At 68.5% G+C, this 20773-nt stretch carries 19 protein-coding genes; 2 read left to right on the top strand and 17 right to left on the bottom strand.

Annotation, left to right across the window (positions count from 1 at the left end; translation table 11 throughout):
• Positions 1-119: 119 nt before the first annotated feature.
• Positions 120-734 carry a glutathione S-transferase family protein gene (locus BCY78_RS00195; protein ID WP_233499317.1) on the bottom strand — a complete coding sequence of 205 codons (615 nt, stop codon included), beginning with the start codon at positions 732-734 and terminating at the stop codon, positions 120-122.
• A 71-nt stretch (positions 735-805) separates the two neighbouring features.
• On the opposite strand from BCY78_RS00195, the gene BCY78_RS00190 reads away from it, so the two are divergent.
• Positions 806-1513 carry a YafY family protein gene (locus tag BCY78_RS00190; protein WP_068296154.1) on the top strand — a complete coding sequence of 236 codons (708 nt, stop codon included), beginning with the start codon at positions 806-808 and terminating at the stop codon, positions 1511-1513.
• Here the strand turns inward: BCY78_RS00190 and BCY78_RS00185 are convergent.
• The 6 genes from BCY78_RS00185 to BCY78_RS00160 form a co-directional block, all read right to left on the bottom strand.
• A complete protein-coding gene (locus BCY78_RS00185; protein ID WP_068296153.1) occupies positions 1491-1991 on the bottom strand; it encodes a DUF1993 family protein in 501 nt (166 codons plus the stop codon). The two genes, BCY78_RS00190 and BCY78_RS00185, sit on opposite strands and share 23 nt — an antisense overlap.
• 64 nt (positions 1992-2055) lie before the next feature.
• Positions 2056-4065, bottom strand: coding sequence for a M3 family metallopeptidase (locus BCY78_RS00180; protein WP_068296151.1), 2010 nt, complete (start codon positions 4063-4065; stop codon positions 2056-2058).
• 72 nt (positions 4066-4137) lie between these two features.
• Positions 4138-4671, bottom strand: a complete 534-nt coding sequence (locus BCY78_RS00175) for an isochorismatase family protein (protein WP_068296149.1) — start codon at positions 4669-4671, stop codon at positions 4138-4140.
• Positions 4672-4823: 152 nt separating this feature from the next.
• Entirely contained in the window at positions 4824-5750 is a 927-nt protein-coding gene (gene argF / locus BCY78_RS00170) for an ornithine carbamoyltransferase (RefSeq protein ID WP_068296146.1), read from the bottom strand.
• Between the two features lie 88 nt (positions 5751-5838).
• A complete protein-coding gene (locus BCY78_RS00165) occupies positions 5839-7017 on the bottom strand; it encodes an aspartate aminotransferase family protein (protein WP_068296143.1) in 1179 nt (392 codons plus the stop codon).
• Positions 7018-7236: 219 nt separating this feature from the next.
• Entirely contained in the window at positions 7237-7458 is a 222-nt protein-coding gene (locus tag BCY78_RS00160; RefSeq protein WP_068296140.1) for an RND transporter, read from the bottom strand.
• A gap of 285 nt (positions 7459-7743) precedes the next feature.
• Here BCY78_RS00160 and BCY78_RS00155 point away from each other — a divergent pair, with 285 nt between their 5' ends.
• Positions 7744-8358: a hypothetical protein gene (locus BCY78_RS00155; RefSeq protein ID WP_139103045.1), complete on the top strand. Its 615-nt coding sequence runs from the start codon at positions 7744-7746 to the stop codon at positions 8356-8358.
• Between the two features lie 4 nt (positions 8359-8362).
• Here BCY78_RS00155 and BCY78_RS00150 read toward each other — a convergent pair whose 3' ends face one another.
• From BCY78_RS00150 to BCY78_RS00105, 10 genes are all read right to left on the bottom strand, one after another.
• On the bottom strand, positions 8363-9259 hold the full coding sequence (locus BCY78_RS00150; RefSeq protein ID WP_068296134.1) for a DMT family transporter: 897 nt from the start codon (positions 9257-9259) through the stop codon (positions 8363-8365).
• Between the two features lie 59 nt (positions 9260-9318).
• Positions 9319-10512: an efflux RND transporter periplasmic adaptor subunit gene (locus BCY78_RS00145; protein WP_068296131.1), complete on the bottom strand. Its 1194-nt coding sequence runs from the start codon at positions 10510-10512 to the stop codon at positions 9319-9321.
• A gap of 9 nt (positions 10513-10521) precedes the next feature.
• Positions 10522-12876, bottom strand: coding sequence for an ABC transporter permease (locus BCY78_RS00140; RefSeq protein ID WP_233499316.1), 2355 nt, complete (start codon positions 12874-12876; stop codon positions 10522-10524).
• The gene (locus tag BCY78_RS00135; protein WP_068296129.1) at positions 12873-13580 is read right to left on the bottom strand and encodes an ABC transporter ATP-binding protein; all 708 of its coding nucleotides are present in this window, start codon (positions 13578-13580) and stop codon (positions 12873-12875) included. Before BCY78_RS00135 ends, BCY78_RS00140 begins: the two co-directional genes overlap by 4 nt.
• 45 nt (positions 13581-13625) lie before the next feature.
• Entirely contained in the window at positions 13626-14816 is a 1191-nt protein-coding gene (gene lhgO / locus BCY78_RS00130) for an L-2-hydroxyglutarate oxidase (RefSeq protein ID WP_068296126.1), read from the bottom strand.
• A gap of 83 nt (positions 14817-14899) precedes the next feature.
• On the bottom strand, positions 14900-16405 hold the full coding sequence (locus BCY78_RS00125) for a GTPase family protein (RefSeq protein WP_068296123.1): 1506 nt from the start codon (positions 16403-16405) through the stop codon (positions 14900-14902).
• Complete coding sequence (locus tag BCY78_RS00120; RefSeq protein WP_068296121.1) at positions 16392-17384, bottom strand: GTPase domain-containing protein; 993 nt, start codon at positions 17382-17384, stop codon at positions 16392-16394. The genes BCY78_RS00125 and BCY78_RS00120 overlap by 14 nt, the downstream gene beginning before the upstream one ends.
• A 62-nt stretch (positions 17385-17446) precedes the next feature.
• Positions 17447-18385: an esterase-like activity of phytase family protein gene (locus BCY78_RS00115; RefSeq protein ID WP_068296119.1), complete on the bottom strand. Its 939-nt coding sequence runs from the start codon at positions 18383-18385 to the stop codon at positions 17447-17449.
• A complete protein-coding gene (gene mepA / locus BCY78_RS00110) occupies positions 18382-19296 on the bottom strand; it encodes a penicillin-insensitive murein endopeptidase (protein ID WP_068296115.1) in 915 nt (304 codons plus the stop codon). The genes BCY78_RS00115 and mepA overlap by 4 nt, the downstream gene beginning before the upstream one ends.
• A complete protein-coding gene (locus BCY78_RS00105) occupies positions 19293-20693 on the bottom strand; it encodes an MFS transporter (RefSeq protein ID WP_068296114.1) in 1401 nt (466 codons plus the stop codon). Before BCY78_RS00105 ends, mepA begins: the two co-directional genes overlap by 4 nt.
• Between the last annotated feature and the right edge of the window lie 80 nt (positions 20694-20773).

Below are 20773 nucleotides of genomic sequence, written 5' to 3'. Positions count from 1 at the left end.
TCGGACCAGAAGGTCCAAGCTCGGAGACCGGGCAGAAGGCCGGTTGCCGATGGGGAGGTCCCGCCGCCGGGGCCTCCCCTTAGACAGGAGGGATCGGGTGTCTGAGCAGGTAGTTTTGCTCAGGCGGCGTCGCGGCGGGCGACCTCGGTCATCGAGGGGCGGGCGGCCACGGCCTCGACCCATTGGCGCAGCACCGGGCTGTTCTCCAGCAGCGTGGGTAGCCACAGGAACGGCCCGCTGATCAAGAGATCGGCGGCACTGAAACGGTCACCCAGCAGCCAGGGGCCTTGCGACAGGGTCTCTTCCAGCCGGGCGATCATCGTCGCGAAATCGCGAATCGCGGCGGTGAAGAAAGGATGGTCGAGGCCCGACATCTTCAGCAGCACCACCGGCTCGACGACGGAATGGTAGTAGAAGAGCCAAGACAGGTAATCGCCGCGCCCGGCCTCGCCCTCGCGCGGGCCGAGACCCGCCTCGGGGAAGAGGTCGGTGAGATAGAGCATGATCGCGCCCCGCTCGCGCAGCGATTCGGCGCCATGGGTCAGGAAGGGGACCTTGCCCTCGGGATGCGGGTTGACCGGGTCCGGCCCGCCGGTGCCATCGGCGCGGGTCACGCTGACGGTGCGGATGTCGATATCCTTGCCCGGCGTCAGGCCCAGCTCGGCGATCAGCGCGACGACGCAGGACGAGCGGGTGTTGGGCGAATGGAACAGGGTGGGGATCGTGCTGGCCATGAAAGCCTCCTTCAGGGTTTGACCCCCTTCGTATAGGCTGGCCCTGCTGACAGATTACGGCAGGAGGGGTCATGGCCCGGATGGATCGGCTGATGCGGCTGATGGATGCGCTGCGGCGGCTGCCGGCGCCGGTGACGGCGCTGCGGCTGGCCGAGGAAACCGGTGTGAGCCCGCGCCAGCTCTATCGTGACATTGCCACCCTGCGCGCGGGCGGGGCGCTGATCGATGGCGCGGCGGGGCTGGGCTACACGCTGACCGAGGACCCGGCGCTGCCGCCGCAGAGCTTCTCGCGGCTGGAGATCGAGGCCTTGATGCTGGCGATGGGGGCGCTGAAGCAGGTGGGCGACAGCACCCTGACCCGCGCCGGCGCCGAGGCCATGGCCCGCATCGTCGCCACCCTGCCCGATGCGCAGGCGCGCGCGGCGATGCACCATGTGATGAATGTCTGGCGCCCGCCTGTCGCCCGGCCCGAGGTAGTGATCGACCTCGATCTTCTGCGCCAATGCTGCTGGGAGGAAGTCTCGCTGCACATCACCTATCGCGACATGGCCGAGCGTGAGAGCCAGCGCGAGATCTGGCCGCTGGCGCTGTCCTATGGTGAGCAGACGCTGATGCTGCTGGCGCATTGCTGCCTGCGCGCGGATTACCGCTATTTCCACGTCTCGCGCATCACGGCGATGACGCGCGGCGACAGCTTCCGCCCCCGCCGCGTGCCCCTTCTGCGCGCCTATTCGGCGGCGCGCCCCCAAGGGCCGGTCAGCGCCGGGCCGCGTTCATGAAGTCCATCTTGCCCAAGGCGACGCCTTTCTGGCGCAGCAGGTCATAGGCCGTGGTCAGGTGGAAGAAGAACTGCGGCTTGGAATAGGTCTCCAGAAACTGCGCGCCATTCATGGGGATCGGCCCCTGACGCGTCTGGATGGTGATCTCGCGCGTCTCGGCCCCATCGAATTCCGCCGCGGCAAAGCCCTGCAGGTAGTCCCGCGCCGCGGCCACCCGCGCGCGCAGCTCGGGCAGGCTGGTCTCGGTGTCGGGGAAGGCGCGGATCTCGCGTCCGGACAGCCGGTCGGCGGCGCGGGTGGCGAAATCGGTGGTCAGCTGGATCTGCTTGGCAAAGGGGAACATGTCCTCGGCCAGACGGCAGTCCAGAAGGCTGGCGGCGTCATGGCCGGCTTCGGCACAGAAGGCCTCGGCCTTCTCCAGAAGCAGGTCGGCGGTGCCGAGGAAATGCAGGTAGACGGGAATGGACTGGGCGTACACGCGGGGCTCCTCCTATGCGGTCACGCGGCAGAGATCACCCGCCGCGCGACCAAATCAAGGGGGCTCAGGCGGCGATCAGCCCGCGGCCCTTCAACAACGCCTCGACGCCCGGCATGGCGCCGCGGAACTTGAGGTACAGATCCTCGGCCTCCTCGGAGCCGCCGGTGGAGAGGATGAACTGCTCCAGCTTCTTCGCCGTTTCGGGGTCGAAGGCGCTGCCCGCTTCCTCGAAGGCGGCGAAGGCGTCCGCGTCCATCACCTCGGACCACATGTAGCTGTAATAGCCCGAGGAATAGCCGTCGCCCGCGAAGACATGGGCGAAATGCGGGGTCGCGTGGCGCATCCGGATCGCATGCGGCAGGCCGATGCCCTCCAGCACCTCGGCCTGTTTCTGCATCGGATCGGCGGGCGGCGCGCCGTCGTGGAATTCGAGGTCCACAATCGCCGAGGCAAGGAATTCCACCGTGGCAAAGCCCTGATCCCAGGTCGCCGCGCCCTTCAGCTTCTCGCGCAATTCCAACGGCATCGGCTCGCCGGTCTGCCAATGCTTGGCATGGGTTTCGATCACTTCCGGCACTTCCAGCCAGTGTTCGTACAGCTGGCTCGGCAGTTCCACGAAGTCCCGCGCGACCGAGGTGCCCGAGATGAATTTGTACTCCACATCGGTCAGCATCCCGTGCAGGGCATGGCCGAATTCGTGGAACAGGGTGCGCGCGTCGTCCCAGGACAGCAGCGCCGGATCGCCCTTGGCGAAGTTGCAGACATTGACGACCACCGGGCGGACCTCGCCACCCAGCGTCGTCTGGTCGCGGAAGGTCGACATCCAGGCACCCGAGCGTTTCGAGGCCCGCGCGAAATAATCGCCGATGAAGACGGCCATGTGGCGGCCGTTGCGGGTCACGTCCCAGGCGCGGGCGTCGGGGTGGTAGAGCGGCACGTCGAGCGGGGTAAATTCCAGCCCGAACAGGCGGTTGGCCACATCGAAGGCGGCCTCGATCATCGCCTCCAGCGACAGATAGGGCTTCAGCGCCGCCTCGTCGAAATCATGCAGCGCCTTGCGCCGCTTCTCGGCATAGAAGCGCCAGTCCCAGGGCTCCAGCGGACCCGTGAAGCCGTCGGCATGGAGCAGGGCCTCCATCGCCGCCGCGTCTTCCTCGGCCTTCTCCTTGGCCGGCTCCCAGACGCGCATCAGGAGGTCGCGCACCGCTTCCGGTTTGCGCGCCATCTCGGGCTCCAGCTTGAAGCGCGCGAAATTCTCGTAGCCCAGCAGGGTCGCGCGTTCATGGCGCAGCGCCAGCGTCTCGGCCGCGATGCCGCGGTTGTCGGTCTCGCCGCCATTCTCGCCGCGCTTGCCCCAGGCCTCATAGGCCTTCTCGCGCAGGTCGCGGCGGGTGGAATATTGCAGGAAGGGCACGATGAGCGAACGGTTCAGGGTCACGACATGCCCCTCGAGCCCGCGCTCCTTCGCCGCCGCGGCGGCACTGGCGACGACGAAATCGGGCAGACCGGCGAGGTCATCAAGCACCATGTACCACGCGGATTCGTCCGCCAGCAGGTTCTGCGTGAACTGCGTCCCGAGGCTCGCAAGGCGCGATTTCACCTCGGCCATGCGTTTCGAGCCCGCCTCATCCAGCGCGGCGCCGGCGCGGACGAACATGCGGTGATAGAGCATGAGCACGCGCTCCTGCTCGGCCGTCAGGCCCAGCTGCTCCTTGCGGTCCCACAGATCGGAGATCCGGCCCCAGAGCGCGGCATTCGAGGTGATCTCCGAGGAATAGGCCGACAGCTTCGGTGCAAGGTCGCGCTGCAGCGCCTGCCGGGCCGGGTTGCTGTCCGAGCCCGCGAGGTTGAAGAACACGCCCGCCACCTTGTCGAGCGTCGCATCCGCCTGCTCCATCGCTTCGATCGTGTTGGCGAAGGACGGTGCCTCGGGGTTCGCGGCGATGGCGGCGATATTCGCGCGCCCTTCGGCCAAGGCGGCCTCGAAGGCTGGGGCGAAATCCTCGTCACGGATCGCGTCGAAGGGCGGCAGGTTGAACGGGCCGGTCCAGTCGGAAAGCAGCGGGTTGGTCATCGGGAAGGGGCCTTCTGCGGCAAATCTGTCCCGGCTAACATGGGCCGGATCGCCGCCGGGTTCAAACCCCCTTCACAAGGCGTCGATCACCTCGGCGGCATCCATGACCCGGGCAAAGTCCCCGTCGAGCAGCGCCATGGTCGCGTCGAACAGGGGGCGGGCAGGCATCGAGGGCAGGTCGAAGCCGATCACCGCATCGCGCACGACAAGGCAGTCGAAGCCCAGATCCTTCGCCGCGCGAGTGGTTGAGTTCACGCAGAACCCCGCCACCGCCCCGGTGATCACCAGCCGGGTGATCCCTTCCGCGCGCAGATGCGTCTCCAGATCGGTCGAGGCAAAGGCCGAAGACGTGGTCTTCACGAAGATCGCCTCGCCCGGCGCGGCTTCGGCGCAGGCCATGGCCGGGAAGCCGGGGCTCGTCGGATGAAACGCTTCGCTCTCCGTCCGGTGGCGCACATGCAGGACTGGCAGCGCCCGCTCCCGACACACCGCCACCAACCCCGCCAAAACCTCACCCGCACCCGGATTGACGCAATCCCGCCCGGCATCCAGCCGGTGCTGCATCTCCGCCTGCATATCGATGATCAAAAGCGCGGTCCTGTTCATCTTCGTTCCTCAAATATCCTGCAGGGGATTTTCAAGGGGACGCAAAGTCCCCTTGAAGCGGGGTGCGGGGCGGCAGCCCCGCTATCCCCAACGGGAGACAAAGGACCGTCAGGTCCGAAGGCGACGGGCGGGAGCCCCGCCCGACACAGGGCTCACACCCCGAGGCACCAGCGCATCACCGCCTTCTGCGCGTGCAGGCGGTTCTCGGCCTCATCCCAGATCACCGATTGCGCGCCGTCCATCACCGCCGAGGTCACTTCCTCCTCGCGATGCGCGGGCAGGCAATGCATGAACAGCGCGTCGGGCTTCGCCGCTTCCATCAGGCGCTCGTTCACCTGATAGGGGCGCAGCTGGTTGTGGCGGCGCTCCTTGGTGGACTGGCTGTCATGCATCGACACCCAAGTGTCGGTGACCACCAGATCCGCTCCCTCGACGGCCTTCATCGCGTCGCGCTCGATGGTCACCGCGCGACCCTTCTCGCGCGCGTAGCGGACCCATTCATTCTCGGGATCCAGCGTCTGCGGGCCGGTGAAGGTGAAGTCGAAGCCGAACTGCCCGGCCGCGTGCAGCAGCGAGGCGCAGACATTGTTGCCGTCGCCCGCCCAGACCACCTTCTTGCCGGCGATCGGACCGCGATGTTCCTCGTAGGTGAGGATATCGGCCATGATCTGGCAGGGATGAGTGCGGTTCGTCAGGCCGTTGATCACCGGCACCGAGGCATATTCCGCCATCTCCTGGATCACCGTTTCCTCGAAGGTCCGCAGCATGATCAGGTCGACATAGCGCGACAGCACGCGGGCGGTGTCGGCAATCGTCTCGCCATGGCCGAGCTGCATCTCGCTGCCCGACAGGACCATCGTCTGCCCGCCCATCTGGCGCGCGCCGACGTCGAAGGAGACGCGGGTCCGGGTCGAGGGCTTCTCGAAGATCAGCGCGACCATGCGGCCTTTCAGGGGCTGCTCGTCATCAGGCTCGCCCTTGAAGCGGCCCTTGCGCGCAGTCTTCATGGCGGCGGCGTTATCGATGATTGCCCGCAGATCGGCGGCGTCGGTGGTGTGGATATCGAGGAAATGGTTCATCTGACTGGTCTTTCTGGGGGGCGGAGGAGGGGGCGCTGCCCCCTCGGCCTTTGGCCTCACCCCCGGAGTATTTGTCACAAGGTGAGGATCACTTGGCCTCAAAGGCGGTGGCGGTGGCGGCGGCGTCGAGGCGATTGACGGCCTCGGCAATGTCTTCGTCGGGGATGTTCAGCGCGGGCAGCAGGCGCAGCACGTTGTCCGCGGCCGGCACGACCAGCACGCCCGCGTCGCGCCCGGCGACGGCGAGATCACCGGCCGGCGCCTTGCATTTGATCCCCAGCATCAGCCCCGAGCCGCGCACGGCCTCGAAGCTGTCGGGATGCGCGGCGACGAGGCCTTCGAGCTTCTGGCGCAAGAGCCCCGCCTTGCGGCTGACCTCGGCGAGGAAGGCGGGATCCGAGATGATCTGCATGACCTTGAGGCCCACGGCACAGGCGAGCGGGTTGCCGCCATAGGTCGAGCCATGGGTGCCTGCGACCATGCCCGAGGCCGCGTTTTCCGTGGCCAGCACGGCGCCCAACGGGAAGCCACCGCCGATGCCTTTGGCGACCATCATGATGTCCGGCGTGACGCCCGCCCATTCATGCGCGAAGAGCTTGCCGGTCCGGCCGACGCCGCATTGCACCTCGTCGAAAATCAAGAGCGCGCCGACCCGGTCGCAGGCCGCGCGCAGTTCTTTCAGTTGCTCCTCGGGCATCGGGCGGATGCCGCCCTCGCCCTGCACGGGCTCGACGATGACGGCGCAGATGCTCTCGTCCATCGCGGCCTCGAACGCCGCCATGTCGCCCCAGGGCAGTTGCTTGAAGCCCGGCATCAGCGGACCGAAGCCCTTGACCATCTTCTCGGACCCGGCGGCAGCGATCGCGGCGGTCGAACGGCCGTGGAAGGCGCCCTCGAAGGTCAGGAAGGTCTCGCGCGGGGCGCCCTTCTCGTAATGGTATTTCCGCGCCATCTTGATCGCCAGCTCGGCGGTCTCGGTGCCCGAATTGGTGAAGAACACCGTGTCCGCGAAAGTGGTCTCGACGAGGATGTCGGCCAGCGCCTGCTGCTGAGGGATCTTGTAGAGGTTCGACACATGCCAGAGGTTCTGCGCCTGCTCGGTCAGCGTCGCCACCAGCTCGGGCGCGGCATGGCCCAGCGCATTCACGGCGATGCCCGCGCCCATGTCGAGGAATCGGCGCCCGTCCGCCTCGATCAGCCACGAGCCTTCGCCCTTCACGAAGGAGAGCGGGGAGCGGTTATAGGTGGGCAGAACGGTCGAGATCATGGGAAAAGCCCTTTGAAAGCGAAGGCCCATTGGTGCCAACGGCGCGATGCCGAGTCAATGCGGGCCAAGACAGAAGAGGGGGAGGGGATGCTGCCAAGACTTGTCCTCCGGGCAGCCGGGATCGATCACGCGTTAAGGCGTCGGCGTCGCAGCTGAGCAAGGGTGCGTTGGTCGATCATGGCGCCAGCGATAGCGCGGGGCAGGGCTCTTGTCGAGCCTTCAGTTGCGCCGCAGCGCCATGCGGGCGAGTTTCAGCGCCAGCAAAAGCCAAGGTGTGCCGTGCAGTGCAAGGTCGAACAGGTCGATCGGCCGGGTCAGCGTGCCCGACGCCAGCATCGTCAGCTTCTCCCAGACATGCGGCTGGGGCGCGAAGGGCGCAAGGCCCAGTGTCAGCGCCGCGATCAGCAACAGGCCAAGCGGCAGGCGGTCGATCAGGGACATGGCACCTCCGGGAACGATCGCGCCAGCCTGCGACGCCACGGGGGATCCCTGCAAGGGGCCGGGCCTGCGACAGGTTGCAGCGGCCAAACGCCCGCCCGGCCCTTGCCTGCTTGATCACGTTCCCGCCGACGGCCCCCCTTGGCGGCGGTGCGGGGGCAGACTGCCCTTGCCGGACCGGGACGCATTCTTTAACCCTCATATATCCCTCGCGGTCATGTTCAGGACGTCATGTTTTCAGCCCCTCTCCCTGCCGCATCGCGGTCCGCCCCTGCCGGGCCGCGTGGCATGGTGACATGGAGGGCGCTGGTGATGGCCTTGGTCCTGCCCCTGTCCGCCTGCTTTGAGACTGCACCGCTGACCGAGGCGGCGCAACGCGTCCTGCTTCCCGCCGCCGGTCCGACCGAGGTGCAGGTCCTGCGCGACGATGTCTCGGTGGCCGGGCCCGCGGGCTATTGCGTCGATGTCGAGGCCACGCGCGAGAGCGACCTCGAAGCCTTCGTTCTGCTGGTGCGCTGCCGCATGACCATGCGGCCCGCGCCGGTCCTCAGCGCCACGGTCACGGCGCTGGAGACGGACGGCAGCCCCGACACTTTCCGCCGCCTCACCGGTTTCCTCGGCACCGCGCCGGGGCGCGCGCAGCTCAGCCGGTCGGGCGATCCCGGCGATGTCGAGGTGCTGGAATCGACCTATGCCGAGGGGGCGATCTGGCTGTTGATCCGCGACAGCGGCAACCCGCGCGCCTTTGACGAGACCTATTGGCGGGCGATCCTGCCGGTGGCGGGACGGATCGTCACGCTCTCGGTCCTCGCCGCGGCCGATCATCCGTTCGAGCGCGAGAGCGGCCTGTCCATTCTGCGCGGTTTCGTCATGCGCATGCGGGCGGCGAACGCGGCGGGCTGAGGCGTTACGCCAACCAGACCAGCGCGACGATCGACAGGGCCAGCAGCGCCATGCCGGCGATCTCCCAGCGGCCCGGCTTCTCGCGGAACACCAAAGCCGAGGCGAGGATCGAGAAGATCAGCTCGACCTGCCCGAGGCTACGCACATAGGCCGCGTTCTGCAGGGCGAAGGCGGTGAACCAGCCCAAGCTGCCCAGCACGCCCGTCACCCCCACCGGCGCGGTCGCCTGCCATTTGCGCGCGACCCGCGTGACCTCGCCCGGCTCGCGCAGCCGGAGCCAGAGGCCCATGGCGAGGGCCTGGAACAGGGTGACCATGGCCAGCGCTGCCGTGGCACGCAGCAGCGGGTCCGGGTGGGCGATTTCCAGCGTCGCGCCGCGGTAGCCGATGGCCGAGACGCCGAACAGCGCGCCCGCGGCGATGCCCAGAAGCGTCGCGCGGTTCAGGATTTTGCCTTGCCGCCAGCCCTGCGGCGGGCGGGACAGCAGCAGCACGCCCAAGGTTCCGGTCAGGATTGCCGCCAGACCGGGGGCCGAGACGGCCTCGCCCAAGACCAACGCCGAGAAGACGGCGACCTGCACGGTCTCGGTCTTGGTGAAGGCGATGCCGACGGCGAAGCTGCGCTCAGAGAACAGCGCGACGGTGCAGAAGGTCGCGACGATCTGCGCGAGGCCACCCGCCACGGCGAAGGCCCAGAACCGAACCGAGAGGGCGGGGAAGGGCGCGTCATGCCAGAGGAGCAGCGCGGCGAGGCCTATGGAGGCCAAGGGCGCCGCAAAGAGGAAGCGCGAGAAGGTCGCGCCGCCCGTCGACAGCCCCAGCCCCTTCAGCCGCTTTTGCAGCATGAAGCGCAGGGTCTGCACGGCGGCGGCGGCGAGGGTGACGAGGACCCAGAGTTCCATCGGGTTGATCCGGCAAGTGTTCGCGCCTTGCTACGCCCGCCCCCGCAGCGGTGCAAGCCTCAGGGCCGGGCGACCACCGCCGCACCATCCGCAAGGGTCGAGGCCGGGTACAGAACCACAGTGTCGCCGGCCTGAAGGCCGCCCAGAAGCTCGACCTGCCCCCCGGCGCGGCGGCCGGTCTCGACGGGGGTGATCACGGCGCGGCCCTCGGTCACGCGGAACACGGCCCAGCCCGCGCCCTGCCGGAACAGCGCGGCCTCGGGCGCCAGCAGGCGGTCGGCACCTTCCCATGTCACCACCCGGACGAAGACGCGGTAACGGTCGCCGAGACCTTCGCGCCCCTCGGGCGGGGTGAGGAAATCGAGCCGCAGGCGCACGCGTTGCTCCTCGATCCCCAGCGCCGAGATGCGGGTAAAGGCGGCGGGGTCGATGCGACGCACCACGGCCTCAAGCACGCCCTCGCCGCCCCAGCGTTCGACCTGCGCGCGGGCACCCTCGGCCACCTGCACGGCATCGGCGGAGAGGAGGTCGATCTCGATCTCCAGATCCTGCAGATCGCCCAAGGACAGCAGCGGCGCGCCGGCCTGCACCAGCCGCGCGGAGGGGTCTTCGACCGAGAGCACGGTGCCCGAGATGGGCGCGGTCAGCCGCACGGCATTGGTCACGCCCTCAGCCCCGTCGGGCGCGATCAGCTGCGCCTGCGCGCGGCCCAAGGTCGCCTCTTGCAGCGAACGTTCCGAGCGCGCGCCGGCCAAGGCCTGCGAGGCTTCGGTGAAGGCGCTCTCGGCATCCTCCAGACTGCGTTGCGAGATTGTTCCGGCGGCGGCCAAGGCACGGGCGCGGGTCAGTTCGCTTTGTGCATGGGTGAGCGTGGTCAGGGCGCGGCGCAGGTTCGTGTCGGCCAGCGCCAAGGCGGCTTCGGCCTCGCGCACGGCGGCCTCGGCCTGCGCGCGGGACCGGGCGTCCATCAGCGCAGGCTCGGCCGGACGAATGACCGCGATCGTGGTCTCGCCGCGCGTCACGCTGTCGCCGACCGCGACGGGCGCGCGCTCGACGATGCCGGTGATGGGCGCGGTGACGGCATAGGGCTCGCGCACGCGGGTCACGCCCTCGGCCGCGACCGAGACCTGCAGATCCCCGCGCGCGATCACCGCCATGTCCACCGCCGTGGGCTGCGGCCAGAGCGCCCAGACCAGCGCCCCCGCCAGCCCCAATCCCACCGCGCCGATGCCGATCCTTCGGGTCCAGCCCATGCCCAACTCCTATTCCCGTGCCTTCAGCGCCGTCGCCAGCTCGACCCGGTCGAGCCGCCGGCGCACCAACAGAACCGCCCCCAGCGAGGCCGCGAAAACCGCCAGCGCCGCCAGCGCATAGGTGCGGCGCGTGATGGTGAAGGGGATTGCCACGAGGTCCGTCGCCATCGCCTGCACCAGCCCCGCCGCCAGCCCGTAGCCCGCGAGCCACCCCATCGGGATGGCGATCAGCGTCAGCAGCATGATCTCGCCGACCAGCACATAGCCCACCTCCCAGCGCGAGAAGCCGAGGACGCGCAGGCTTGCCAACTCGTGGCTGCGCTCGCTGACCTGAATGCGGGCGGCGTTGTAGACCACGCCCAAGGCCGTCATCAGCCCGACGAGGGTCTGGATCGTCAGCATCACCGACATGTTCTCGCGCAGGGTCGCGTCGAATTGCGCGCGGGTCTCGGACCAGTCGGTGAGGCCGGCGATGGCCGGGGTCTCCTTGATCGCGGCATCCAGATCGGCGCGCCGGGCGGGATCGGCCAAGAGGTGGATGCGGTTGACCTGCGGCACGATCCGCATCGCGGCGAACAGGGCCTCGGCGCGCAGATGCGCCTCCTGTCCCATGCCCTGCGCGATCACCGCGGCGACGGGCAGCTCCAGCACCTCCCGCGGCGGGGCCAGCATCTCGATCCGCAGAAGGTCGCCGATCCGGGCGCCTAGGGCCTCGGCCAGCCGTTCGGGCAGCACGAGCCCTTCCGAGGGCAGCGCGACCGCATCGCCATTGTCGTCAAGGAGCCGCGAGAGCGTCTCGCCCTCGACATGCGCGGTCACGGCGCTGAGGCGCGACCGGTGGCCCAGCACCAGCCGGACGGGCAGGGAATAGGCGCCCTCGGCCTGCCGCACGCCGGGCAGGCTGAGCGCATCCTGCACCGCGCTTTCGGGTTGCGAGGACGCAAGGACCAGCGTGACCGTCTGGCGATTGCCGCGCGTGAACAGCGTGTCGGCCATCAGGTCCACGGCGTCGAACATGAAATAGCTCGCAACCAGCAGCGCGACCGAGGCCGTGACGCCGAACAGCGTGATCGCCGCCCGCCCCGGCCAGCGCAGGATCGAGCGCAGGATCATCATCGTCGTCTGGCGCAGGTGGAAGGCGCCGACGGCCCAGTCCAGCCACCCGCGTGAGAAGGCGGGCGGGGCGGGCGGCGACATGGCCTCGGCCGGAGGCAGCAGGACCGAGGCGCGCACCGCTCCCGCGCCGCCGATGAGCGCCGTCGCCATGCCCAGCGCCGCCGCCAGCACCATCACCCCGGTCGCCGGGTCGCGCAGATAGACCGGGAAGCGGAAATAGTCGCGGTAGCTGGCGATCATCCCGCTGCCCATCCATTGCCCCAAGGCCACGCCCAGCCCGGCGCCGATCAGCCCGATGAGCATCGCGAGTTTCAGGTAATGCGCGGCGATGGTCTGCGTCGAATAGCCTATGGCCTTCAGAAGGCCGATCTGCGTGCGCTCCAGCTTGATCAGCCGCCCCAGCACCATGTTCACGAGGAACATCGCGACCAGCAGGAAGACCGGCGGCAGGAAGCGTGCCAGCACGCCCAGCTGCTGCATCTCGCCATCGAGGAAGGCATGCGATTGCTGCCGGTCGCGGCCATAGGCCCCGGTGCCGCCATAGGGATCGAGGAGGTCGTCCAAGGCCTCGATCACCGCGCGCTCATCGGCCTCGCGGGTCAGGCGCAGGGCGATCTCGTTGATGGCGCCGCCCATGTCCATCGCCGCCTCGGCCGCGGGTTCGGGCAGCCAGAGCACGCCATAGCGCCGGTCGTCGGGCATCATCGCGCCGGGGGCGATGGTGTAGACGAATTCGGGCGAGAGGACCCAGCCGGTGACCGTCAATTCCTGCAGCCGCCCGTTCAGAAGCGCGCGGAAACGGCTCCCGGGCAGCAGGCCATTCGCCTCGCCGAAGGGCTCGTTCACCGCCACCTCGCCTGTGCGTTCCGGCATCCGGCCGCGCCGCAGCAGGGGCAGGTTCAGCTGCGCCCCGCCCTCGGGCAGCGAGACCACCCGCCCGGTCGCCGGCTGGGTCAGCCCCTCGATGTCGAGCACCGCCTGAAAGCCGATCCGCCCCTCGGCCAGCGCGACGCCCTCGATCCGCGCGGCCTCGGCCACCACGCTGCGCGGCGCGCGGGTCATCGCGGCGAAGACATCGGCAAAGCGGTAGCGGTCGTAATAGGCGGCCTGCGTGCCGGACAGGGTGGCCTGCGTCATCTGCATGCCGACCAGCATCATGATCCCGCAGGCCAGCACCGCCGCGATGGCAAAGGCCTGCGCCCAGAGCCTGCGCAGATCGCGCATGAGCTTGCGGTTCAGGGCCCTCACCACGTCACCTCATGCGGTGCGAGGCGGGTGGCGTTGCGCTCATCAGCCTTGATCTGCCCGTCGCCCATCCGCACAACGCGATGCGCGATCTGCCTTATCGCGGCGTTGTGGGTCACCATCACCGTCGCCGTCCCCAGATCCGCGTTCACCGCGGTCAGGGCCTCCAACACCTGCACCCCGGTCGCGCTGTCCAGGGCCCCCGTGGGTTCGTCACAGAGCAGCACATCCGGCCGCTTGGCGATGGCGCGGGCGATGGCGACGCGCTGCTGCTCGCCGCCCGAGAGTTCGGCCGGGAAATGGTCCATCCGCGCCGAGAGGCCGACCCGCTCCAGCGCCTCCTCGGGGCGCATCGGGTGGCGGGCGATCTCGGTCACCAGCGCGACATTCTCGCGCGCGGTCAGGCTGGGGACGAGGTTGTAGAACTGGAAGACGAAGCCGACATGATCGCGCCGAAAGGCGGTCAGCGCCCGGTCCGAGACCCGGGTGAGTTCCGTGTCGCGAAAGAACACCCGCCCCGCCGTCGGTTGATCCAGACCGCCGAGGATGTTCAAGAGCGTCGACTTGCCCGAGCCCGAGGCCCCCAGCAGCACGACCAGCTCCCCCTCGGTCAGCGAGAGGTCCACGCCGCGCAGCGCCTGCACCTCGACCGCGCCGGTGCGGTAGAGCCGTGTGATGCCTTCGGTGCGGAAAACGGGCCGGTCCATGCAACCCAGACTGGCACAAAGACGCAAGGCCCGTGTTGATTTATCTCAAGCGCCGAGTAAGCGATCCGCGATCATGTCGCCGATCGGCAGGGCCGAGGTCGCGGCGGGCGAGGGCGCGTTGCAGACATGCAGCATCCGGTCGGTATCGAGGAACAGGAAGTCGTGCAGCATGGTGCCGTCCGCGCCCACCGCCTGCGCGCGAATGCCGGGCTCCATCGGCAGCATGTCGCTAAGTTCCAGTTCCGGGCAATAGCGCTGGCAGGCGGCCAGATAGCGGCGCTTGAACAGCGAATTGCCGATCTCGTCGAGGCCGGGGCGGATGTTCTTCGCCAAGGCGCCCCAGAAGCCGGGAAAGCTGGCCATGTCGACCATGTCGCGCAGGTTCATCGAGAGTTTCGGATAACCCTCGCGCGCGAGGCCCAGCATGGCATTCGGACCCACGGTCATCGAGCCGTCGATCATCGGCGTCAGATGCACGCCAAGGAACGGCAGACCGGGCTCCGGCACCGGGTAGATCATCGCATGGGCGACGCGGGATTTCTCGGGCCGCAGCCGCCAGTATTCGCCCCGGAACGGCACGATCCGGTGCCGGATCGGCAGCCCCGCCATGCGCGCCACCCGGTCGGATTGCAGCCCGGCGCAGGCCACCAGCTTGCGCGCTTGGATTGACCCGCCGGGCAGGTCCAGCTCCACCGCCTCGCCCCCTTCGCGGATGGCCGTGGGCTGGGCATTGTAGCGGATCTCGGCGCCCTTGCCCTCGATCTCGGCGGCCAAGGCGCGCAGGACGGCCTTGTAATCGACGATGGCGGCTTCGGGCACCAAGATCCCCTTCAGCCCCGCAATCGTCGGTTCGCGCTCGGCGATTTCGGCCTGCGAGACCAGCGAAGCCTTGATCCCGTTCTCGCCCGCGCGCTCGTACAGCGCATCGAGCCGCGAGATTTCCTCCTCCCGTGTCGCGACGATCAGCTTGCCGCGATCCTCATAGGGAATGCCATGTTCCGCGCAGAATTCCTTCGTCTGCGCGGCGCCTTCCCGGCACAGGCGCGCCTTCAGACTGCCCGGCGCGTAGTAGATGCCCGAATGGATCACGCCGGAATTATGCCCGGTCTGGTGCCGCCCGAGACCCGGCTCCTTCTCCAGCAGGACAAGGCTCGCGCCGGGTTGCCGCGCCAGCAGCGCCCGCGCTGTGGCGAGGCCGACGATACCGCCGCCGAGAATGCAGAAATCGTAGATCATGCGCGGATCATGCCTCCGCCCGAGAAGGCGCGCAACCGGCCCTCTCACCTTGTCTCAAATACTCACCTTGTGACGCCCGCCCCTCAGCGCCAACGGCTGGAGAAGACGCGCCCCACCGACCCCAGCCCCTTCCGCGCCCGGGTCAGGTTGCCGCGCCAGCCCTCACCCTCGGCGGCGCGACGGCGCAGGCGGTTGCGGCGGGTCATGCGGGCCTCGGGCAGCACCGCGTCAATGGCGCCGCGCAGGGTGTCGAGGTTCCAGTCGGGGGCCTCGGCGCGGATGGGCAGGACCTCCGCGACGCCCATCGCCTGCGCGATGGAGGCGGTGGCGGCGTCGAGGCGCGCGCGGTCCTCGGACGTCAGCGTGTTCTCGGGGCGCGGCCAGCCTGGCAGCAGCAGGTCCGCGGCATTGGCGACATGAATCACCGGCGGCTGGCGGCTGGCCGGGTCGCGCGCCATGGCCGTGGCGAATTCGTCGCGCAGGGCAATATCGGCGGCGCGGCCGGGGCGGTTCGCGCGGTGCACCCAAATCACCAGATCGGCGGTGACCATCTGCGCGGCGACGGCGCGAGCCATGCGTTCGCTGCCATCGATGCCCGGCGTGTCGACAAGCCTCACGCCCTCTTCCATCGCATGCGCGACGGCGGTGTCGGTCGTCGGCGCGGCGTCGGTTTCGGCGGCGTCTTCCTCCAGCAAAGCGTTGAGCAGGGTCGATTTCCCGGCCGCGGTCTGACCGACGATGACGATCTGCACCGCGCCTTCGGGTCGCGCCTCGGGCACCGTGATCCGCGCGGCATGGCGCGAGATATCGGCGTCGGTGACTTTCAGCCGCCCGGAATAGAGGTCGATCGCGGCCTGCGCGGCCTCTTCCAGCAGGATCGCCTGCGCGTCGCGGCGGAATTTCTCGGTCAGCCGGTCCTGCAGGCCGGTCGCCATGACCCGCTCGGCCTCACGCAGGAGACCCACCGCGGGGTTCAGCACCAGCCGCACCCCGCGCCACGCCAGAAACCCGGTCTCCCAGGCGGTCAGGGCCGCGTCCTGCTTGCGCCAGAGCCAGTGCATCGTGCGTACGGACAGCCGGTCGGAATAGGGCACGTTCTCCAGCAGGAAGGCGCGGTAGCGAAGGGCGACCTGATCGACCAGCATCAGCGCCTCGGGCAGGGTGAAATCCAGGGCCGAGCGTTGGCCGTTCGACAGGTCCGCCGCGACTTCCTCGACCACGCTGAGCGCTTCCTCGGGCAGCTTCGCCCAGGGGAGCTGTTCGCGCAGGCGGCGGTCGATGCGGCTGCGGGCGCGGCTGAAGGCGGCCTTCTCGGCGTCGGACCATTCGGGCGAGGGTTTGGGACCCTCCAGCTCACGCGGCTCGCGCTCGCCCAGCGATCTTGTGCGCCATCGGGCTATGGCAACGGCGCCCCGAAAGCCCGCATAGAACAGCGCCGAGCCGAGGGCGAACCAGAGCAGGTAGCCGTGCTCGTGCAGATACATGAAACCGAGGATCGAGGAGATCGTCAGCGGCAGCGCCAGCACGGCGGCGAGGCCGAGCCGGTCCCAACGCAGAAGCGTGTGCCGCAGCCGTTCAACCAGCGTCATGCCGCGCGCCCCTCAGCGCCTTGTCATAGAGCGCGCGCAGGCTGGCGCTGTCGGGCTCGGCGCCCTTCGAGACCCCGTAGAACCACGCCGAGGCTGCCCGGCCCAAGGCATAAGTTGTGGCGAAACTGGTCGTCGCCGCGGCGGCTGCGCCGATGGTCTGGCCGGCAACCGGCACCAGCTTGACGCCCTGCCGGACCAGCAGCCCCGCGCCCATCCGCAACAGCGACCCCACCCCGAGGGCCGAGGCCAGAAGGCCCAGCCGCGAGGGCGTCAGCTCCACCCCGTGTTTCTTCGCCAGCGCCTTCAGCATCGCACTTTGCGTGGCCGGCACGGTCGCCAGCCCGGCCAGCGGCACCACATCCGTCGCCCCCGCCATCGCTGCATAGCGCAGGACGGTGCCGCGCAGGGTCTGGAACATCCGGGCCTCATCGGCGCGGCGCAGGGCGGCTGCGGCACGGGGCAGGAAGCTGTCGAGGGCATCAAGCAGCGCCTCGACGCCGGTCATCAGGCCCTCGGACGGCAAAGACAGCGTGACGGAGGGGAATTCGCGCCCGATGAGTTCGGTGACATGCGCCTTCGCGCGGATCTGCGCGCCGGGGTCGGCCACCAGATCGGCGCCGGTATGCACCAGAAGGACGGGCAGCTTCGTCTTGCGCAGGATCTCTGCCACCGGGCTCTGCACGGGGTCATCCAGACGCATCACCGCAAGGATCGCCTGCGCCGAGCCTTGGGCGGCGGCGATGTCGGCGCTGGCGTCGTGCCCGGCCTCGCCCAGCCCCCGCGTGTCGAGGAAGCGGATCGCCGGGGCGTCAGAGGGGAAGTCATGCACCGTCGAGTGCAGGGTGCCCGGGGCGAAGCCGTTGCCGATCTCGCCCGCGCCGGTGAGGGCGCGGACCAGCGAGGTCTTGCCCGCGCCGGTCTTGCCCAAAAGCCAGATCACCGGCACGGCGGGTTCGAGGTGTCGTTGCGTCTCAGCCAAGGGGTGCCTCTCGCGTCGCTTTCATCCTTTCAGATGGGGGCCTTCGGCCCCGCTTGCAACGCTCAGCGGTTTACCACCACGTCGATCAGCTCGCTCGGGCCGCGGCCACGGTCATCGTCCGAGACCATCAGCAGGCGGATGCGCCCGCCCCAGTCACGAAACACCGCAAGCCCCTCAAGGTTCCCGAACTGGCCCACTTCCGAGCGCATGACCCATTGGCCTTCGGAGATGCCCTGCCCGTTGACCGAGAAGCGGCGGACCTGACTGCGATAGCCGCGGGCGGAATATTCACGCTCGAGGACATAGAGCCGGCCATCGGGACCGAAATCCGCACCCACCGGCAGGAATTGCCCGTCCGAGGGCAGGCGGAAGGCGCCGTCCCAGCCGGCCCCATTGCGCCAGACGTAGGAGGGGAAGCCGTAGGTCGCGCGGGCGGCGCGTTCCGGGATCGAATAGACCCGACCATCCGGGGCGACGGCGACGGATTCAAGGCCACGGCCCGCGCGCAGGCGGCTGAAGTCGCGATGCACGCCCAGATCCTGTGCCGGGCCCCCGGCGCGGGCGTAACGCAGCACGCGGTTGTGTTCCTCGAAGGCGACATAGATCGCGCCGTCCCGGCCGATCGACACGCCCTCGGCGTCGCGCATCCCGGCACCCAGCGGCTGGCCGTTCTCATCGAGCAGGGGCACGAACTGGCGCAGCTCCATCCCGTCGATCGACTGGCCGTAGCCACGTTGCAGGCGACCCCGCACCAGATAGCCGTGGTCCGAGACCATGATGATGTTGACCCCGTCGCGGGTGGCAATCCCCGAGAAGTCGTTCACGCCGCCCGACATGCGGGGCAGGGTGTAGCGCGCGACGACCTGCGTGGCCGGGATTGAGGTCGGCGGGTGCTGGACGACACCGGCGTAATAGGTGGCGGGTTGGGCCTGAGCCAGCGCCGCGGGCAGCAGGGCGGCAAGCGTCAGGACAGCGGAACGAAGAAGGCGGGCAGCAATCATCTTTGAACAACTTCCGAGCATTGGCGGGGCAGATCCGCCATGGTGAATTCCCGGGGATGGCGACGGCGCGGGGCAGGATCTTCCGGCGGCTCCTCCTCGGTACGCGCTGGCGGGGTCAGGTAATCTGTCACCCACCATTGCAGAGTTGCATCGCAGCCATTGCCGCCATTCGACAGCTCGGCCACGGTCGGGGATTGCGTTTCGCAATCGGGGGATCCGGCGGGGCAGCGAAGCCGGACGTGGAAATGGTAGTTGTGGCCCTGAATCGGGCGGATGCGCTGCAGCCACGGCGTGTCGGCGGGCGTGGCGGTGCGGCACATCTCGATCTTGACGGCGGCCGCGACGAAGATCCGGTCAACACGCGGGTCCGAGGCCGCGGCACGCAGAACCTGCGCGTGTTGGGGCGTCCAATGGTTGGTCACGCCGCGCTGATCCGCCGTGCGCACGCTGACCGAGGACAGGTTCTCACGTTCAGTCCGCGACAGGTCCAGACGGCCCGGCGGCAGCATCCAGATATCGGCATCGAGGCCCATCTGGTGGCTGGCATGGCCCGAGGTCATCGGCCCCCCGCGCGGCTGGCTGATGTCTCCGACATAGAGCCCGTTCCAGCCGATGGCCACGGCCTGCCGGCTCAGGTCCTGCAAGAAGGTGATCATCTCGGGATGACCCCAGTTGCGGTTTCGCGACAGGCGCATCGCCTGCCATGTCGGCCCTGTCTCGGGCAGCTGGACAAAGCCGTCACCGCAGCCGCGTGCATAAGAGCCATAGGTCTCGGCCGGGGCGTTGGTCCCTGTTGAAGCCGCGCCGAACAGCTGGTTTGCCAACCGGCTGGCGACCGCGGGATCGACGGCTGCGGTGGTGCCGCAGGCCGCAAGGAACAACGCACCGATCACGAGACCCAGTTTCTTCATGCCGCGCGCCCCTCCGCTTGCGATCCTTCGGGATGAACGAAGGCCAGCAGCAGCAGGCCCAGAATGAACAGCACCACGACCGGCAGGATGCCGATCTGCTGGCTGTCCGACAGGTCGGTGACGATGCCGATCGACAGCGGTGCAAGGAAGGCCGTGGCCTTGCCCGACAGCGCATAGAGGCCGAAGCCTTCGGTCATCTTCTCGGCGCCGCCCTGCCGCACCATCATCGTGCGCGAGGCCGATTGCATCGCGCCGCCCGCCGCGCCGACAATGGCGCCAAGGATGTAGAACAGGATATCAGGCAGGCCTGAATCCGCCGCGACCGGCATGCCGAACACCGAATTACGCGAGACAAAGACGATGGCCAAAGCCGTCAGGGCCAAAGCCACGACATTGAACACGATCACCGGCTTCGGGCCGAACTTGCTGTCCGCCTTGCCGCCGAGGAACGCGAACAGCGCGCCGGTGAAAGCCGCGAGGATGCCGAAGATGCCGACCTGCACCACGCTCCAGCCCAACACGCCGGCGGCATAGATGCCCCCGAAGGTGTAAACGCCATTGAGCGCGTCGCGGTAGAACATCGAGGATCCAAGGAAGGCGAAAAGGCTGCGGTTCTTGGGCAAACCCGCGAGGGTCGCTTTCAGTTCCGGCCAAGCCTCGGAAATCGCAGTGCCAATGCTGACCGCGCCGGGTTTGCGCGGCTCCCGTACCCAGACGAAGAACGGGATCATGAAGACCACATACCAGATCGCCGTCAGCGGCCCGACCGACCGGGTCCCCTCCCGCGTAGCGGCGTCGAGGCCGAGGATCGGGTCGATACCGATCAGCGTCTTCCCGTTCGAGCCCTCGGCCAGCAGCGTCAGCATCAGGATCAATGCGATCAGCCCGCCGACATAGCCCCAGGCCCAGCCCGAGCCCGAGACCTTGCCCAGTTCCTCGCGCGGGGCGAGGTCGGGGAGCATGGCATTGGTGAAGATGGTGGCGAATTCCATGCCGATGAGGCCGATGCAGAACATCGCCATCACGTACCAGATGTTGAAATCCGCAGGCGCCGAGTACCAGACCCCCCAGGCGCCGATCACGTACAGCGCCGAGAAGAACCAGATGAAGCCCATCCGCTTGCCCGAGCGGTCCGCCACCGCGCCCAGAAGGGGGGCGAGGATGGCCAACAGGATGCCGGCGAAGCCGATGCCGTAGCCCCAGATCGCCTGCGCGCGCGAGCCATCGCCCACCACGCCGACCACATAGGGGCCGAAGATGAAGGTGATCAGCAGCGTGTTATAGGGCTGGCTGGCCCAATCGAACCACCACCAGCCCCAGATACGTTTCTTGGCCGCCGCGGTGGCTTTTGCCAATGCGACAGGGTCGGCCACCGGCGTGGCCGCGGAATCAGTCATGGTTTGCCCCCCCAGGCTATGGGTCGATCAAAGACCCATGGCACAGATTCGGGCAAGCTGCGAATCCACAACGATTTTCA

It is taken from the genome of Pararhodobacter sp. CCB-MM2, assembly GCF_001691415.1.
Lineage (GTDB): Bacteria > Pseudomonadota > Alphaproteobacteria > Rhodobacterales > Rhodobacteraceae > Pararhodobacter.
This window is presented reverse-complemented; position numbering and strand designations above follow the sequence as displayed.

Excerpts from the sequence above, each read along its gene's own strand:
- BCY78_RS00195 (WP_233499317.1), bottom strand. The coding sequence starts at position 734 with ATGGCCAGCACGATCCCCACCCTGTTCCATTCGCCCAACACCCGCTCG.
- BCY78_RS00190 (WP_068296154.1), top strand. The coding sequence starts at position 806 with ATGGCCCGGATGGATCGGCTGATGCGGCTGATGGATGCGCTGCGGCGG.
- BCY78_RS00180 (WP_068296151.1), bottom strand. The coding sequence starts at position 4,065 with ATGACCAACCCGCTGCTTTCCGACTGGACCGGCCCGTTCAACCTGCCG.
- BCY78_RS00175 (WP_068296149.1), bottom strand. The coding sequence starts at position 4,671 with ATGAACAGGACCGCGCTTTTGATCATCGATATGCAGGCGGAGATGCAG.
- argF (WP_068296146.1), bottom strand. The coding sequence starts at position 5,750 with ATGAACCATTTCCTCGATATCCACACCACCGACGCCGCCGATCTGCGG.
- BCY78_RS00165 (WP_068296143.1), bottom strand. The coding sequence starts at position 7,017 with ATGATCTCGACCGTTCTGCCCACCTATAACCGCTCCCCGCTCTCCTTC.
- BCY78_RS00160 (WP_068296140.1), bottom strand. The coding sequence starts at position 7,458 with ATGTCCCTGATCGACCGCCTGCCGCTTGGCCTGTTGCTGATCGCGGCG.
- BCY78_RS00155 (WP_139103045.1), top strand. The coding sequence starts at position 7,744 with ATGGTGACATGGAGGGCGCTGGTGATGGCCTTGGTCCTGCCCCTGTCC.
- BCY78_RS00150 (WP_068296134.1), bottom strand. The coding sequence starts at position 9,259 with ATGGAACTCTGGGTCCTCGTCACCCTCGCCGCCGCCGCCGTGCAGACC.
- BCY78_RS00145 (WP_068296131.1), bottom strand. The coding sequence starts at position 10,512 with ATGGGCTGGACCCGAAGGATCGGCATCGGCGCGGTGGGATTGGGGCTG.
- BCY78_RS00135 (WP_068296129.1), bottom strand. The coding sequence starts at position 13,580 with ATGGACCGGCCCGTTTTCCGCACCGAAGGCATCACACGGCTCTACCGC.
- lhgO (WP_068296126.1), bottom strand. The coding sequence starts at position 14,816 with ATGATCTACGATTTCTGCATTCTCGGCGGCGGTATCGTCGGCCTCGCC.
- BCY78_RS00125 (WP_068296123.1), bottom strand. The coding sequence starts at position 16,405 with ATGACGCTGGTTGAACGGCTGCGGCACACGCTTCTGCGTTGGGACCGG.
- BCY78_RS00115 (WP_068296119.1), bottom strand. The coding sequence starts at position 18,385 with ATGATTGCTGCCCGCCTTCTTCGTTCCGCTGTCCTGACGCTTGCCGCC.
- mepA (WP_068296115.1), bottom strand. The coding sequence starts at position 19,296 with ATGAAGAAACTGGGTCTCGTGATCGGTGCGTTGTTCCTTGCGGCCTGC.
- BCY78_RS00105 (WP_068296114.1), bottom strand. The coding sequence starts at position 20,693 with ATGACTGATTCCGCGGCCACGCCGGTGGCCGACCCTGTCGCATTGGCA.